This window comes from Acidovorax sp. GW101-3H11 (assembly GCF_001633105.1).
Taxonomy (GTDB): domain Bacteria; phylum Pseudomonadota; class Gammaproteobacteria; order Burkholderiales; family Burkholderiaceae_C; genus Acidovorax.
This window is the reverse complement of the sequence record NZ_LUKZ01000002.1, coordinates 131017-146226: the sequence shown is the minus strand read 5'-3', so window position 1 is coordinate 146226 and position 15210 is coordinate 131017. Positions and strand designations below refer to the sequence as shown.

Below are 15210 nucleotides of genomic sequence, written 5' to 3'. Positions count from 1 at the left end.
GGCACTCGCCCAGGCCATGCCTGTACTACGCGCTGCGCCACCGGTACTGTGCACGGACGAGCCACTGCTGCAGCGCTTGCCCATACAGAATGAACGCCAGCGCCGCCCCAATCAACGGCAGCGCGGCAAACACCCAGCCGGTGAGCAACTCCCCACCCAGCGCCACCCCCACCAGCAAGGCCACGGCCGGGTTCACAAACGAGTAACTCCCCGCCAGCGCCGCCGACGTGTTCTGCAGCAACCACAGGTAGGCATTGAGCGCCACCAAGGTGCCAAACACCAGCAGATAGACCCACGCCGCCCACGACTTGGCGCTGACTTGGCCCAGGGCCGACAGCGGCTCGAACCACAGCGCCACCACCAGCCCCATGGCACCCCCGGCAAACCACTGCGCAGCGGAGGCCATGGCAGGTGCGGGCAAAGAGAGCTTGCGCGATGCATACGAGCCCACACTCCAGCACAGCGGCGCACCAAAGGCCAGCAGCGCACCGAGCCAGGTGGCTGAAAAATCGCCCTCCAGCGCCAGCAGCAGCGCGCCCACCACGCCCAGGGCCAGGCCGATCCAGCTGGTGACCGAAACCCGTTCGCCGCCCCAGCGCGACCACAGCGCCAGCCACATGGGCATGGTGGTGACCACCGTGGCCATCAAGCCCGAGCCAATGCCCAGCTTCTGCGCAAAGCCCATCAGGTTCATGGCCAGAAACACCATGCAGCCCCCCACCACCGCCGAGTTGCGCCACTGCCGCGCCGTGGGCAGAGCATGGCCTTGCCACAGCGCAATCAGCAGCATCACGCCGCCCGCGCACAGGAACCGGATGGCATTCATGAGCAGGGGCGGCATGGTCTGCACCGCAATGCCAATCGCAAAATAGGTGGTGCCCCAGACGATGTAGACCAGCAGCAGCGCCAGGGCCACCGCCCAGCTGCGCTGTGATTGGGCTTGCGCATTGAAAATTGCCAGCATATTCTTCACCTGACCGAATAATTTATGGAAACCGCGAGGTTTTCGGAATTTTTACCAAAATCGAGCGGCTATGCAAGCAAATATTCAGACGGATGACATGGACGCCAGAATTATTTCGGCACTGGGGGCGGATGGCCGACGTTCGTACGCCGACGTAGGGGCTGAAGTGGGGCTGTCCACCGCCGCTGTGCACGAGCGCGTGAAGAAGCTGCTGGACAAGGGTGTGATCCGCCGGTTTTCGATCAGCGTGGACCCGGAGCGCGTGGGCCTGAACTTCACCGCGTTCGTGGCGATCCGCAATGATGGCGGCATCCACTGCCGCGATGTGGCGCCCCGCCTGCGCGCCATGCCCCAGGTCGAAGAGCTGCACAGCGTGGCGGGCGAATACGACTTTCTTGCCAAGATCCGCACCACACACGCGCGTGCGCTGGAAGACGTGATCTATGAAATCAAGGCCATCGCGGGCGTGGCCCGCACCACCAGCACCGTGGTGCTGAACACCGAGTTCGAGGACCGCCCGCTGGACCTGGGCTGGGTGAATGGCGACAAGGGCGGTTGACGCGGGGCGCCTGTCCCGGCCCCACCGCGCCGCTGTTTACGCGGCCACAGGGGCAAGGTCCGCCGCAACGGCAACGACTGCCGGGGCCTGCACCAGGCGCTGCACCAGCGCCATGTAGTAACCCAGCGGCTGCGTGACCAGCCCCGGCACCTTGGCATGGTCGTCGTAGCGGCGCAGGCGGATGGCCTCCTGCGCAAAGGGCTGGGCCGCAAACTGCATCGCCTCTTTGGGTGTGAAGGGCCCGCCCTGCAGCACCAGGCTGTGCTGCGACGCGGGCGACAGCGTCTCCCAGTACCCCGGCTCCATGGTGCACAGGTAACGCTTGGCGTCCACGTGCAGGCGGATGGGCTCCAGCACCGCGTCGGACAGCAGGCCGCGCAGGAACGGAATGGCCATGTACTGGTGCAGGTCATCCTGCTCGGCCGTGTCACCCCCCGGCGCCAGCAGGTGGCCCAGGTCGTGCAGCAGGGCGGCCACCACGGTGGCAGGGGTTTCGCCCGACTTTTCGGCCCACTGCGCGCACTGCAGTGCGTGCTCCAGCTGGCTCACTGCCTCGCGGCCGTATTGGTTCACACCCCGGGTAGCGAGCAGTTGGGTGATGTCTTCAAGGCTCAATGCCATCGTCTTTCCTTATCAGACCAAGGCCTTGCGGATACGCGCTGACACCAAGTCAATCACGCTGACCGTGACCACGATGATGAGCATCACCGCGCAGGTCTCGGCGTACTGGAAGCCGCGAATAATTTCCCACAGCACCACACCGATGCCCCCCGCGCCCACCATGCCCACCACCGACGCCGAGCGCACATTGGCTTCAAAGCGGTACAGGGTGTACGAGATCCACAGCGGCATCACCTGCGGGATCACGCCGTAGATGATTTCATGCAGCGCACTGGCCCCGGTGGAGCGGATGCCTTCCACGGGCTGCGGGTCAATCGCCTCCACGGCCTCAGAGAACAGCTTGGCCAAGGTACCCGAGGTGTGGATCCACAGGGCGAGGACACCCGCAAAGGGCCCCAGGCCCACGGCCACCACAAACAGCATGGCAAACACCATTTCGTTGATGGCGCGGAACGCGTCGAGCACACGTCGCACCGGCTGGTACACCCACCAGGGCACGATGTTGGACGAGGCCAGCAGCGCCAGCGGCACGGCGGTGATCACGGCGAGTGCCGTGCCCCAAAGCGCGATCTGCAGCGTGACCAGCATCTCCTGCACATAGATCTGCCACTGCGCAAAATTGGGTGGAAAGAACTCCGCCGCATAGCTGACCATGTTGCCCGAGTCGTTCCACAGGTCGAGCGGGCGCATATCGGCGCCCTTCCACGACGCCGCCAACAGCACCAGCAGGATGCCCCACGACAGGTACCAGCCCAGGCTGCGCTTGGGCGCGGTAGAGCTGGCCAGCTGGGCCAGCGAGGGATTCAGAGCAGAGGACATGCGGACACCTGGGCTGCAACAACGAACCAACGGCTTACTTCAGCGACGCCAGTTGCTGGTCGATCTCGGCCAGGCGGGTCTTCTTGTCAGAATCAGCCAGCGTCGCGTCGGCCTCGATCTTGTTGCGCTTGCCGAACAGGTCTAGCTGGCGGATGGGCGTGAGCTGCGCATTGGTCGAGGGCTTGAAGCCCGAGAGCTTGGAGATCTTCATCACGATCTCTTTTTCGCGCGCATCGGTCTTGGCGTAGTTGTAGAAAAAATCCTTGATCTTGGCCTTCAGCGGCTCGGGCAGATCCTTGCGCATCACCAGCGGGTCCAGAGCGATCAATGGCGAAGTCCAGACGATCTTGATGTCCTTGAACTTCTCAGGCTGGCGCTCTTTGAACTTTTCGAGGTTTTCGCTGTTGTTCGTGGCCACATCTACCTGCTTGTTGGCCACAGCCAGCGCATTGGTTTCATGGTTGGCGCTGCGCACAACCTTGAAATGGGTCTTGGCGTCGATCTTGTTCTGTGCAAAAGCGTAGTAGCCAGGCACCAGAAAGCCCGAGGTGGAGTTGGGATCGCCGTTGCCGAAGTTGAGCGACTTGCCGTTCTTGAGCACGTCGTCCAGCGTGTTGAGGGGGCTGTCCTTGTGCACGATCAGGTGCGAGTAGTAGCCCTGGGTGCCGTCGGCGTTCACCATCTGCGCGAAGACTTCGCCGTTGGCGCGGTCCACCGCTTCCATGGCCGACTTGTTGCCCAGCCAGGCCACCTGCATCTTGTTGAAGCGCATGGCTTCGATGAGGCCTGCGTAGTCGGATGCAAAGAAGGCATTGATCTTCAGACCGGTCTGCTTGGCCATGTCGTCCAGCAGCGGTTGCCAGTCGGCCTTGAGGTTCTGCGAGGCCTCCGTCGAGATCATGCCGAAGTTGATGTCCTGGGCCAACGCGCCCGTGGTCAATCCCAGCCCGAGTGTCAGGGCAGCACACAGTTTCTTGAACATGTTGAAAGCTCCAGATAAAGGAAATGAAGAGAACCGAATCACCGCTCAGGCGGCCTGCACCATGGCGGGAGACCATTGCGGCGCAGGCATGGGTGCATGCGCCGGTGCAGGGTGGGCGCTGGATGCATCCGACAGGATTTCATCGGCCTGCACGCCGTACAGGCCGCGCAGCAATGCGGGCGTGAGTGCGGACGAGGGGCCGTCGTACACCACCTGCCCATGGTGCAAGGCCACCACGCGGGGGCAGTATTTGATGGCCACATCCACCTGGTGCAGCGAGACGATGACCGTGCAGCGGTCCTCGCGGTTGATGCGTGCCAGGATGTCCATGACCTTGCGCGAGGACTCCGGGTCCAGCGAGGCGATGGGCTCGTCGGCCAGCACCACCTTGGCGCCCTGCACCAGCGTGCGGGCAATGGCCGCGCGCTGCTGCTGCCCGCCGGACAGGGTGGACGCACGCTGTGCATGGCACTCGGCAATGCCCACGCGGTGCAGCGCTTCCAGCGCCAGCGCGCGCTCCTGTGGCTTGAACATGCGCAACCAGCCGCGCCACCAGGGCGTGCGGTGCAGAAGGCCCACCAGCACGTTCATCAACACCGGCAAGCGATCCACCAGGTTGAACTGCTGGAACACAAAGCCCACCTGCGAACGCACCTTGCGGATGTCACTGTGGATGCGCCCGCCCTGCTGCACGCAGCGGCCATCCACCTCGATCAGTGAATCGCTGGACGCATCGGCCACCACCAGGCCCGCCACGTGGCGCAGCAGGGTGGACTTGCCCGAACCCGAGGCACCAATCAGCGCCACCATCTCGCCACGCTGCACGGTGAGGTTGATGTCGCGCAGGGCGTGTTTGCCGTTGGCGAAATGCTTGTTCAGTTGGTGGATGTGCAGTGCGGCAGTCATGGCAGCCTCCTTGGGGGGGTGGGTTCATTCCGTTTCCAAATCATTCGTGTCTAGGCGCGAAGCCGCAGACAGTGCTGTAGCACGGCAAGGCGAAGCAACAACGACACGGATGATTTGGAAACGGAATAAGTCGTCTAGACAACCGGAGTGTGGTTGCTGGGCGTGACAGTGCTTTGACAGTTGGGAGAAGTTTGGATGTCAGAGGTGGCCCTAGAGCACCCGCTGCCCTTCGCGCCACACGCCACGCACCACGGCCTGGCGGCCACCATCGGGCAGCTCCGCCATGTGCACCTGCACCAGGTCGGCGCGCAGGCCGGGCGCCAGCGCGCCCCGGTCCACCATGCCCGCCGCCTTGGCCGGGTTGCGGGTGACGGTAGCCACAGCCTGCGGCAGGGGCAGGATGTCGTCCTGCACCAGTCGCATGACCGCGCTCAGCAGGCTGCCGGGCACGTAGTCGGACGAGAGGATGTCCAGCAAGCCCCTGCGCGCCAGATCAGCCGCAGCCACATTGCCCGAGTGCGAGCCACCGCGCACCACGTTGGGCCCGCCCATCACGGTGAGCAGCCCCCGCTCGTGCGCGGCCTGGGCTGCGGCCAGTGTGGTCGGGAACTCCGACATCGCGGCCCCTTCCGCATGGGCCTGCTCCACATGCGCCACCGTGGTGTCGTCGTGGCTGGCCAGCGAGATGCCGTGCGTGCGGCAGTAATCCACAAAATACGCGCGGTGCGGCTCGGCGTACTGCGCCTGCAGCGTGGCGGCGTGCGCCACCTGGCGCTCGAACTTCTCGGCGCTCCAGCCCTTCTTGCCGGTGTAGTAAGTACGCGCCTGCTCGATGTTCTCCCACTGGCGCTGGCCCGGGGTGTGGTCCATCAGCGAGATCAGCGACAGGCGCTGGTGGCCGTGGAAGGGCTCGAACAGGTCAATGGTGTTGGGCGCGGGCAGCTCACAGCGCACATGCAGGTGGTGGTCGGCGCGCAGCAGGTTGCGCTCGGTGCAGGTGTCGATGGTGTCGAGCACACGGTTCCAGGCGCTGCCGCGCAGGCTGTCGACATCGGCCTCGCCCACGCCCAGCGCGTCCAGCACGGTGGTGATGCCTGCGGCCGCAATCTCGGCGTCGTGCGCCAGCAGCGCAGGCATCTCGGCCCATTGCACCTTGGGGCGCGGCATCAGGTGGCGCTCAAAGTTGTCGGTGTGGATTTCGACCAGCCCGGGCAGCAGGTAGTCGCCCCTCAGATCGATGCCTTGCAAAGCTGAGGTGGCCCCGCTGTCCAGCGACGCGATGCGCCCGCCCTCCACCTGCAGGCTGCCCTGGACCACTTCACCCGGCAGCACCATGCGGGCGTTCTTGAACACGGTCGCGGTCATGCCGATACCCCCCGGAAGTCGCCTACATTCACGCGGCGCGTGGCCACGGCGGCGCCCACCTGCGCGTCGTGAAAAATGCCCACCAGGGCCGCGCCGCGCGCCACGGCTTCGCGGATCATGGCGATCACGGTCTCTGTGTTGGCCGCGTCGAGCGATGCGGTGGGCTCGTCCAGCAGCAGCAGGGGCTTGGGCTTGATCATGTTGCGGGCGATGTTGATGCGCTGCTGCTCGCCCCCAGAGAACGTGGCGGGCGGAAGGTGCCACAGCCGCTCAGGAATGCGCAGGCGGTTCAGCCACTGGCGGGCTGCCTCGCGGGCGGCCTCGATGCCCGCAGGATCGTCACCCGCGTCTTCGGCCAGTGGCTCGGCCACCACATCCAGCGCTGACACACGCGGGATGACCCGCAGGAACTGGCTCACATAGCCCACGGTGTCGCGCCGTAGCTGCACCAGTGCGCGCGGCGTGGCCTGCGTCACATCCACCACGGTGCCATCGGCCGAGCGCACGGTGATGCGACCCGCATTGGCGCGGTAGTTGGCGTAGATCATTTTCAGCAGCGTGCTCTTGCCCATGCCAGAGGGGCCGTCAAGCACCACACATTCACCGGGCTGCACGGCCAGGTCCACCTGGGCGAGCACGGGCAGTTCGATGCCGTTCTGGTGGTGCAGGGTGAAGCGCTTGGCCACCCCTTGCATCTGGAGAATGGGCGCAATGGAAGGAGACTGGTTCATGGCTGCAGTACCGAAGAAACGAGGAGCTGGGTGTAGGGGTGTTGCGGGTCGTCGAGCACCTGGTCGGTCAGGCCAGCCTCCACCACGCGGCCGCGCTGCATCACCACCATGCGGTGCGCCAGCAGGCGCGCCACGGCGAGGTCGTGCGTGACCACAATGGCTGCCAGCTGCATCTGCCGCGTGAGCTGGCGCAGCAGGTCCAGGAGGCGCGCCTGTACCGACACATCGAGGCCCGAGGTGGGTTCGTCCATGAACACCAGGCGTGGCTGGGTGACGAGATTGCGCGCAATCTGCAGGCGCTGGCGCATGCCGCCCGAAAACGTGCGCGGAGCGTCGTCAATGCGTGCAGCGTCAATCTCCACGCGCTGCAGCCATTCCGTGGCGGTGGCGCGCAGGCGGCCGTAGTGACGCTCGCCCAGGCCCATCAGGCGCTCGCCCACGTTGGCACCGGCAGACACATCCATGCGCAAGCCATCCGCCGCGTTCTGGTGCACAAAGCCCCAGTCGGTCCGGGCCAAAAGGCGCTGCTGCGCTTCGGTCATGGCGTAGATGTCCTGCAGCTCGCCGCTGCGCTGGCGGAACTGCACCGTGCCCTCGTCCGGCGCGCTGCGCGCCGCAATGGCGTTGAGCAGCGTGGACTTGCCCGAGCCCGACTCACCCACCACGGCCAGCACCTCGCCGGGCCACAGGTCAAAGGACGCGCCCTGCAGCGCCACGCGGTCGCCATAGCGCTTGCTGACGTTGCGCACGCTCAGCAGCGGCGCAGAAGGATCGGGGTGGTTCATGTGAGGGTCTCGACAACAAAGCTCAGGCCATGCTGTGCAAAGCCCAGGGATTCATAGAAGGCATGCGCGCCCTGGCGGAGGGCGTTGGACGAGAGCGCGAGCTTGTAGCAGCCCGCGTCGCGTGCCTGCTGCATGGCGTGGGCCATCATCTGGCGGCCAATGCCACGGCCCTGCTGGTCCTGCGCCACCACCACGTCTTCGACGATGGCCGAGGGCGCGCCCTGGTGTGCCAGGTTGTGCATGATGAGCAGTGCATAGGTGCCCACCACCGCGCCGTGCTGCGCAGGGTCACAGGCCACCCACAGGCGGTAGCTGGGGTAGCTGGCGAACTGGGCCCACACGGCCTGGGCTTCTTCCAGGGTCAGCACGTCGGCAGGGCTGTCTTCAATGGCGGCATACAACGCCAGCACGCTCTCCAGGTCGGCCTGCCGGGCTTCGCGGATGTGCGCGGTACTCATGCGGCGCCGCCTTCCACCTGCGCAGTCTCAGCCTGCTGCGCCTGGCGCTCCTGGCAGTAGTCCGAGTCGGAGCACACATGCATACGCCCGCCCTGGTCGTCGGTAATGACCTCGTCCAGAAAGCTGTCGGTGGCGCCGCACAGCGCGCACTCGGCGTCCCAGCGCTGCACCTCGAACGGATGGTCCTCAAAGCCCAGGCTCTCCACCGGCGTGTAGGGCGGCACGGCGTAGATGCGCTTTTCGCGGCCCGCGCCAAACAGCTGCAGCGCGGGGTTCATGTGCATCTTGGGGTTGTCGAACTTGGGGATGGGCGACGGCGCCATCACGTACCGGCCATTGACCAGCACGGGGTAGTCATACGTGGTGGCGATGTGGCCATAGCGCGCTATGTCTTCGTAGAGCTTGACGTGCATGAGCCCGTACTCGGCCAGGCCGTGCAGGGTGCGTGTTTCGGTCTCGCGCGGTTCCAGGCGCTGCATGGGCTCGGGCACCGGCACCTGGTACACGATGACCTGGCCTTCGGCCAGCGGCGTCTCAGGGATGCGGTGGCGCGTCTGGATCAGCGTGGCCTCGCGCGTGCGGGTGGTGGTCGCCACAGCGGTAGTGCGCTCAAAGAAGCGGCGGATGTTGACCGCGTTGACCGTGTCGTCCGATCCCTGGTCAATGACCTTGAGGCAGTCCTGCGGGCCGATGATGGACGCGGTGACCTGGATGCCGCCTGTGCCCCAGCCGTAGGGCAGGGGCATTTCGCGCGAGCCAAACGGCACCTGGTAGCCGGGGATGGCCACGGCCTTGAGGATGGCGCGGCGGATCATGCGCTTGGTGCGCTCGTCCAGGTAGGCAAAGTTGAAGTGGCCGTCCACCGGCGCGGCGTCGGCGGGCAGGCCCATCACGGCGGGCTCCATGGGCGCGTTCATGCGGCGTCCTCGTCGATAGGGGTTGAGGGTTGGGCGGCAGCGGCGCGCATCTTGCGCACCAGCTCCAGTTCGGACTGAAAGTCCACGTAGTGCGGCAGCTTCAAGTGCTGCACAAAGCCCGAGGCTTCGAGGCTGTCGCTGTGGCTCAGCACAAATTCCTGCATCTGCGCGGGCGACTCCACCGGCTCACCCAGCTCATCCGCACGCAGGGCGCGGTCCACAAGGCTCATGGCCATCGCCTTGCGCTCGCTGTGGCCAAACGCCAGGCCATAGCCGCGCGTGAACTGCGGGGGCTGGCTCTTGCTGCCTGCAAACTGGTTCACCATTTCGCATTCGGTGATCTCGATGTCGCCAATGTCGATGGCAAAGCCCAGCTCTTCGGGTTCGATCTCCACCGCCACCGTGCCCAAGCGCACCTCGCCCACAAACGGGTGCGAGTGCGAATAGCCGCGCTGCGTGGAATACGCCATGGCGAGCAGGAAGCCCTCATCGCCGCGCGCCAGATTTTGCAGGCGTGTGGCGCGGTTGGCGGGGAAGCGCAGTGGCTCGCGGGTCAGGTCTGTGGGCGCCGGGTCGCCCGGGGGCACGGGGCGAGTTTCGATCAAGCCTTCCTGGTTGAGCAGGTCCACTACGCGCGGCGTGGGGCCGGGTGGCACCGCCGCTGCCGCAGCGGCAGGCGGCGCCACCGGGCCTTCGGCCAGCAGCTTGAAGTCGAGCAGGCGCTGCGTGTAGTCGTAGGTGGGGCCCAACACCTGGCCGCCCGGCAGGTCCTTGAAGGTGGCGGAGATGCGCCGGTCCAGCGCCATGCGGCTGGTGTCCAGCGCGCAGGTGGTGCCCAGGCGCGGCAGCGTGGAGCGGTAGGTGCGCAGCAAAAAGATGGCTTCCACCAGGTCGCCTGCTGCCTGCTTGATGGCCAGGGCCGCAAGCTCGGAGTCGTACACCGATCCCTCGGTCATGACGCGGTCCACCGCCAGCTTGAGCTGCTGGCGGATCTGCGCCACAGAGAGTTCAGGCTGTGCGGCATCGCCCCGGCGCTGGCGAGCCAGCAACTGGTAGCTGTTGAGAATGGCGGCTTCTCCGCCTTTGACGGCTACGTACATGCTCAGGCCTCCTGAAGGGCTGCGGCGCTGCGCGTCGCCAGCGTGGTGCGTGGCAGGCCCACGATGTGGTCTGGGGTGCCCAGCAACAAGTCCACACCGCGCGGAAACGCTGCGTGGTTGGCAGACCACTGGGTCTCGAAGTCGTCGGACAAGCCGTCCACCTGCAAGGCCGCCATCTCCTGAATTCCCGGCCCGCGCAATTGCCACGCATTGATGGCGTCCGCCGTGGTGGCGGTGGCGCGCGGTACATCGACCACGCAGGTGGCCGATTGGTCCGGGTAGACGTCGGTGCCCAAGGCCAGGCTGCCGAGCGCTGGCCATTCGTCGCCCTGCGCGACCCACACAAAGCGGGCCTGCACCGGATCGGTCACCAAGGTGCACCCTGTGTGAAAGCGCAGCCAGGCACCGGCATCACTGGCTGCCAGCTTGGGCGAGAGCCACAAGGTGCAGTCGCTGTCGAGCAGCGCCAGCAGCACGGCCGCCGAGGCGGCGTGCCCCACGGCAGGAGCTTGCGCGTCGTGTTCTACCGCCACCGTGCGGCCGGGGTGCGATAGCGCCTGCAGCACGGCGCGGAACACCGCCTGGCTGCCAAAGGCTTCGTTCGAGAATCCGGCACCCAGCGATGCCAAGGGGGTCGTGCTCATTCGGTGTCCTCGTCGTTGTAGGCACCGCTCTCGCGCGCCACGGTAAAGAAGTCCACCTTGGTGCTGGCAGCACGCGCCTGACGCTCGGCCTGGGTGTTGCGCAGGTGGTTGCGGACGGGTTCGAGCAGTTGTGCGTCCAGCACCGGTTGCTGAACAGGGTCTTGCAGGAGCGCATCGGCCAAGGCCGCCAGCTGCACCTGGCGGTGCGACCGGCCCAGCACGTAGGCCACACCCACAGTGGCCTCGGCGGCGTCCGATGCGTCGGCCACGCGCAGCGCGCAGCGGGTGACGGTGACCTCGCCCAGGTTGAAGCGCTCGCCCGTGCCACCGGCGCGGCCCTGCACCATCATCAGGCCGGTCTCTGGCGCACGCAGCCAGCGCGCGGGGCGCGTGGCATGCGCGTGCAAGGCAGATTCGAGCAGCCCCAGCGGCGCCCGGGCCAGCAGCGCCATCCACTGCGCGCGGCCCAGGGGGCGGCCCGGTCCCGGGTTGTCAAAGGCTTGAAACATGGAAGTGGTACCCTGAAAGTTGTATAGACAAATTGAACAACTGGCGCCAGCTTAAAGAGCGCGCATGTAGGTTTCATGACAGCCAGCACCACCTCTCTCACGACCCCGCTACAGGTCCCGCAAGCACCACCACTGCGCCCTGCGCGCGACAGCTTCTGGACGCGCATAGCCGCCGAGCTGGCCGAGGCCATCGGCAGCGGCGTCTATCCGCCCGGCCAGCGACTGCCCTCGGAACACGCGCTGGCCGAGCAGTTCGGCGTGAACCGCCACACCATCCGCCGTTCGCTCGCCAGCCTGTGCAGCCAGGGGCTGGTGCGCATCACGCAGGGCAGCGGCACCTATGTGGAAGACTTTGCGGTGGACCTGGTGCTAGGGAAGCGCACGCGCCACCAGCAGGGCCTGGCACAGGCCGGTCTGCGCGGCAGCCTGGTGGTGCTGCAGGCCCAGACCACGCGCGCCACGGCGGCGCTGGCGAAGGCGCTGCAAGTGCCCGCGCGCAGCCCGCTGCTGGCGCTGCGCGTGCGGGGCGACGCCGAAGGCCAGCCCCTGCACATCAGCGAGCGCTACTTTCCCCTGCCCCGATTTGAAAACCTGGCGGCCGTGGTGCGCGAAACGGGCTCCATCACCGCAGGCTTCACCGTCCACGGCGTGGCCGACTACACGCGCCGCGAAAGCCGCATCACCGCCGAGCTGCCGAGCGCCGAAGTGGCCGCCCAGTTGCGCCAGCCCACCTCACGCCCCGTGCTGCAGGTAGAGAGCCTGAACGTGGACCTGGCAGGCACGCCCATCGAATGGGCGCGCGCCTGGTTTGCGGGCGACCGCGTGAAACTGACCATTGACCACGATGAACACGCCTGACATGCCACCCACCCACCACCGCTATGCGGTCTATTTCGCACCCAACCCGGGCAGCCTGGGCTGGCTGGCCGGCAGCCACTGGCTGGGGCGCTGCGCCGCGCTGCTGCAGCCGCTGCAGCAGCTCGCCATCGACGGCGTGGCGGCGGACGACCTGCACCGCCTGACGGCGGCGCCCCGCCGCTACGGCTGGCACGCCACGCTCAAGGCGCCGTTTGCACTGGCGCCCGGCACCGACTGGATCGCGCTGCACCAGGCCGTGCAGTCCGTGGCGCGCGGGCTGCAACCCTTTGTGCTTCCGCCCCTGCAGGTGCAACGCATCGACGACTTTCTGGCGCTGGTGCCCCCGGCGCTGCACCCCGCCAATGCGCAGATCCAGGAGACCGCCGCCACCTGCGTGACGGCGCTGCAGCCCTTGGCCGCACCCTTGTCCGACGCCGACCTCGCCCGTCGCCGTGCGGCCGGGCTCACCGCCCGGCAGGACGCGCTGCTGCAGCAATGGGGCTACCCGTTTGTGCTGGATGAGTTCCGCTTTCACATGTCGCTCACTGGCAGCCTGGCGCAGGTGGACGCACCCACGCAGTCGCTGGTGTTCGAGGCCGCGCAGGAGTTCTTCTCGGACCTGCCCATCCTGAAGTTCAACAGCCTCGCCTTGTTCGCAGAGCCCACGCCCGGCGCGGACTTTGTGCTGCTGGACCACCTGGAGATGGGCGCATGACCACCGGTCGGCTGGTCTACTGCATAGGCCCCTCGGGTGCGGGTAAAGACAGCCTGCTGGACTGGCTGCGCGCGCACCTGCCCCAGCCCTGCCCCGTGCACTGGGCGCAGCGCACCATCAGCCGTGCCGCGACATCCGGCGGCGAAGCGCATGAAAGCGTTTCCCCCCAAGCGTTTGCAGCGCTGTGCAGCGAACACGCCTTTGCCCTGCACTGGCAGGCCAATGGCCTGGGCTACGGCGTGCGGCATGCGCAACTGGCGCCGCTGGCGCAGGGCCACTGGGTGCTGCTCAATGGATCGCGCGCCTACCTACCCGAGGCCCTGGCACGGTTCCCGAACCTAGTGGCTGTACACATCACCGCCAGCCCGCAGGTGCTGCGCGCGCGGCTGCTGGCACGGGGCCGCGAGACGCGCGATGAAGTGGAAGCCCGGGTACAACGCGCGCTGGCCTACACGCCGCCCCCGGGTGCCGCCAGCCTGGAGGTGCACAACGACGGCGCGCTGGGCAATGCGGGCCTGCGGCTGCTGAATGCTTTGGAAAATTTACCGGGTTGGCCCCAGCGCAGTGGCAAACTTTCGCCCATTGTTTCCGTACTTTCCAGCACGCCATGACCACCATCACGATCTATCACAACCCAAAGTGCGGCACGTCCCGCAACACCCTCGCCATGATCCGCAACAGCGGCTTGGAGCCCGAGGTCATCAAATACCTGAAAGCCCCGCCCGACCGTGCCACGCTGGTGGCGCTGATTGCCGCCACGGGCGAGCCGGTGATCAACGCCGTGCGCACCAAGGAGGCGATCTTCACCGAGCTGCAGCTGGACGCGCCGGGCGTCACCGACGCACAGCTCATCGACGCGATGCTGCAGCACCCCATCCTCATCAACCGTCCCATCGTGGTCACGCCCCTGGGCACGCGGCTGTGCCGCCCGTCCGAGAAGGTGCTCGACATCCTGCCCGCCCCCCTGCAGGGCGCCTTCACCAAGGAGGATGGCGAAGTCGTCATCAACGCGCAGGGCCAGCGTGTCTAAGGCAACCTCGCGCGCCCCCGCCATGGCCCACCGCGCGGCATGAGCGCCGCGTCACAACGCTGGACCGTGGCGCGCCTGGGCACGGCCCAGACGCTGGCCTGGGCCTCGTCCTGCTACCTGCCTGCCATGCTGGCCGCGCCCATGGCGCGCGACCTGGGTGTGACCACACCCACCGTGTTCGCAGCGTTTTCGGTGGCGCTCATCGTGTCGGCGCTGCTCGGCCCTTTCGCGGGCCGCGCCATCGACCGCCACGGCGGCCGCCCGGTGCTGGTGGGCTCCAACCTACTGTTTGCCGCCAGCTTGGCGGGCATGGCGCTGGCGCAAGGCCCCGTGGGTCTGTTTGCCGCCTGGGTGTTGATGGGTGTGGCCATGGGTTCTGGCCTGTACGAGGCTGCGTTTGCCACGCTGGTGCGCCTGTACGGCCAGGGCGCGCGCAGCGCCATCACCGGCATCACGCTGATCGCGGGGTTTGCCAGCACCGTGGGCTGGCCGCTGTCGGCCTGGATGGAGACGCAGTGGGGTTGGCGCGGAGCGTGCGCGGGCTGGGCCGCATTGCACCTGCTGGTGGGCGTGCCGCTCAACGGCTGGCTGCCGCGCGCTGGCGCTGCTGAAAAGGCCCCTGAACCATCAACGGACGCCACCGCGACGCCCACAGCGGAACCGGCCTTATCCGCCCCGCCCACTCCAGCCCACCCGCTGCGCACCACCGTGCTGCTGTCGTTTGTGTTTGCGGTCACCTGGTTCACCAGTACCGCCATGGCGGCCCACCTGCCGCGCCTGCTGCAGGCCAGCGGTACGTCGCTGCAGGCGGCAGTGGCCCTGGCCGCGCTGGTGGGCCCGGCACAGGTGGCAGCGCGCCTGCTGGAGTTTGGCCTGCTGCGCCGCCTGCACCCGCTGCTGTCGGCCCAGCTGGCTGCCGCCGCACACCCCGTGGGCGCGGGCCTGCTGATGGTGCTGGGCGGGCCTGCGGCGGCGGTGTTCACCCTGCTGCATGGCGCGGACAACGGCATCCTGACCATTGCCAAGGGCACGCTGCCGCTGGTGCTGTTTGGCCCTGCGGGCTATGGCGCGCGCCAGGGCCTGATGATGGTGCCCGCCCGTGTGGCGCAGGCATTTGCGCCGGTGCTGTTTGGCATGCTGCTCGATCGCATGGGCGCTGCGGCCTTGTGGGCCACCACAGTGCTGGGGCTCACGGCGCTGGCGGCACTGTGGGTGCTGCGGCCGGTAGCGCGGCCATAGGCAGAGGT

19 protein-coding genes are annotated in these 15210 nt (G+C 67.0%); 6 read left to right on the top strand and 13 right to left on the bottom strand.

The annotated features are described in order from the left end of the window. Window positions 1–25: 25 nt before the first annotated feature. The gene (locus A1D30_RS02855) at window positions 26–964 is read right to left on the bottom strand and encodes an EamA family transporter (RefSeq protein WP_063459301.1); all 939 of its coding nucleotides are present in this window, start codon (window positions 962–964) and stop codon (window positions 26–28) included. Between the two features lie 97 nt (window positions 965–1061). Here A1D30_RS02855 and A1D30_RS02850 point away from each other — a divergent pair, with 97 nt between their 5' ends. Further along, complete coding sequence (locus A1D30_RS02850) at window positions 1062–1523, top strand: Lrp/AsnC family transcriptional regulator (protein WP_056647474.1); 462 nt, start codon at window positions 1062–1064, stop codon at window positions 1521–1523. Between the two features lie 36 nt (window positions 1524–1559). Here A1D30_RS02850 and A1D30_RS02845 read toward each other — a convergent pair whose 3' ends face one another. The 12 genes from A1D30_RS02845 to phnG form a co-directional block, all read right to left on the bottom strand. Further along, entirely contained in the window at window positions 1560–2144 is a 585-nt protein-coding gene (locus A1D30_RS02845; RefSeq protein ID WP_063459300.1) for a phosphonate degradation HD-domain oxygenase, read from the bottom strand. 12 nt (window positions 2145–2156) lie between these two features. Further along, window positions 2157–2963: a phosphonate ABC transporter, permease protein PhnE gene (gene phnE, locus A1D30_RS02840; protein ID WP_063459299.1), complete on the bottom strand. Its 807-nt coding sequence runs from the start codon at window positions 2961–2963 to the stop codon at window positions 2157–2159. A gap of 34 nt (window positions 2964–2997) precedes the next feature. After that, window positions 2998–3945: a phosphonate ABC transporter substrate-binding protein gene (gene phnD / locus A1D30_RS02835; protein ID WP_063459298.1), complete on the bottom strand. Its 948-nt coding sequence runs from the start codon at window positions 3943–3945 to the stop codon at window positions 2998–3000. Between the two features lie 45 nt (window positions 3946–3990). Beyond that, window positions 3991–4851, bottom strand: coding sequence for a phosphonate ABC transporter ATP-binding protein (gene phnC, locus A1D30_RS02830; RefSeq protein ID WP_063459297.1), 861 nt, complete (start codon window positions 4849–4851; stop codon window positions 3991–3993). A 210-nt stretch (window positions 4852–5061) separates the two neighbouring features. Next, complete coding sequence (locus A1D30_RS02825) at window positions 5062–6216, bottom strand: alpha-D-ribose 1-methylphosphonate 5-triphosphate diphosphatase (RefSeq protein ID WP_063459296.1); 1155 nt, start codon at window positions 6214–6216, stop codon at window positions 5062–5064. After that, complete coding sequence (phnL, locus tag A1D30_RS02820) at window positions 6213–6947, bottom strand: phosphonate C-P lyase system protein PhnL (RefSeq protein ID WP_063459295.1); 735 nt, start codon at window positions 6945–6947, stop codon at window positions 6213–6215. Before phnL ends, A1D30_RS02825 begins: the two co-directional genes overlap by 4 nt. Further along, the gene (phnK, locus tag A1D30_RS02815) at window positions 6944–7732 is read right to left on the bottom strand and encodes a phosphonate C-P lyase system protein PhnK (RefSeq protein ID WP_063459294.1); all 789 of its coding nucleotides are present in this window, start codon (window positions 7730–7732) and stop codon (window positions 6944–6946) included. Before phnK ends, phnL begins: the two co-directional genes overlap by 4 nt. Beyond that, window positions 7729–8190 (bottom strand): GNAT family N-acetyltransferase, encoded by a 462-nt coding sequence (locus A1D30_RS02810; protein WP_063459293.1) that lies wholly within the window; start codon window positions 8188–8190, stop codon window positions 7729–7731. Before A1D30_RS02810 ends, phnK begins: the two co-directional genes overlap by 4 nt. Then, complete coding sequence (locus A1D30_RS02805; protein ID WP_063459292.1) at window positions 8187–9107, bottom strand: alpha-D-ribose 1-methylphosphonate 5-phosphate C-P-lyase PhnJ; 921 nt, start codon at window positions 9105–9107, stop codon at window positions 8187–8189. Before A1D30_RS02805 ends, A1D30_RS02810 begins: the two co-directional genes overlap by 4 nt. Next, complete coding sequence (locus A1D30_RS02800; protein WP_063459291.1) at window positions 9104–10207, bottom strand: carbon-phosphorus lyase complex subunit PhnI; 1104 nt, start codon at window positions 10205–10207, stop codon at window positions 9104–9106. Before A1D30_RS02800 ends, A1D30_RS02805 begins: the two co-directional genes overlap by 4 nt. 2 nt (window positions 10208–10209) lie before the next feature. Then, entirely contained in the window at window positions 10210–10851 is a 642-nt protein-coding gene (gene phnH / locus A1D30_RS02795) for a phosphonate C-P lyase system protein PhnH (RefSeq protein ID WP_063459290.1), read from the bottom strand. After that, window positions 10848–11360, bottom strand: a complete 513-nt coding sequence (phnG, locus tag A1D30_RS02790; RefSeq protein ID WP_063459289.1) for a phosphonate C-P lyase system protein PhnG — start codon at window positions 11358–11360, stop codon at window positions 10848–10850. Before phnG ends, phnH begins: the two co-directional genes overlap by 4 nt. A gap of 75 nt (window positions 11361–11435) precedes the next feature. Here phnG and phnF point away from each other — a divergent pair, with 75 nt between their 5' ends. The 5 genes from phnF to A1D30_RS02765 are packed head-to-tail and all read left to right on the top strand — an operon-like array spanning window position 11436 to window position 15202. Then, window positions 11436–12218 (top strand): phosphonate metabolism transcriptional regulator PhnF, encoded by a 783-nt coding sequence (gene phnF / locus A1D30_RS02785; protein ID WP_063459288.1) that lies wholly within the window; start codon window positions 11436–11438, stop codon window positions 12216–12218. After that, complete coding sequence (locus A1D30_RS02780) at window positions 12205–12933, top strand: DUF1045 domain-containing protein (protein WP_063459287.1); 729 nt, start codon at window positions 12205–12207, stop codon at window positions 12931–12933. The genes phnF and A1D30_RS02780 overlap by 14 nt, the downstream gene beginning before the upstream one ends. Further along, window positions 12930–13544 (top strand): phosphonate metabolism protein/1,5-bisphosphokinase (PRPP-forming) PhnN, encoded by a 615-nt coding sequence (gene phnN / locus A1D30_RS02775; RefSeq protein WP_063459286.1) that lies wholly within the window; start codon window positions 12930–12932, stop codon window positions 13542–13544. The genes A1D30_RS02780 and phnN overlap by 4 nt, the downstream gene beginning before the upstream one ends. Beyond that, the gene (gene arsC, locus A1D30_RS02770; RefSeq protein WP_063459285.1) at window positions 13541–13963 is read left to right on the top strand and encodes an arsenate reductase (glutaredoxin); all 423 of its coding nucleotides are present in this window, start codon (window positions 13541–13543) and stop codon (window positions 13961–13963) included. The genes phnN and arsC overlap by 4 nt, the downstream gene beginning before the upstream one ends. Before the next feature lie 39 nt (window positions 13964–14002). Then, entirely contained in the window at window positions 14003–15202 is a 1200-nt protein-coding gene (locus A1D30_RS02765; protein WP_063459284.1) for an MFS transporter, read from the top strand. The last annotated feature ends 8 nt before the right edge of the window (window positions 15203–15210 follow it).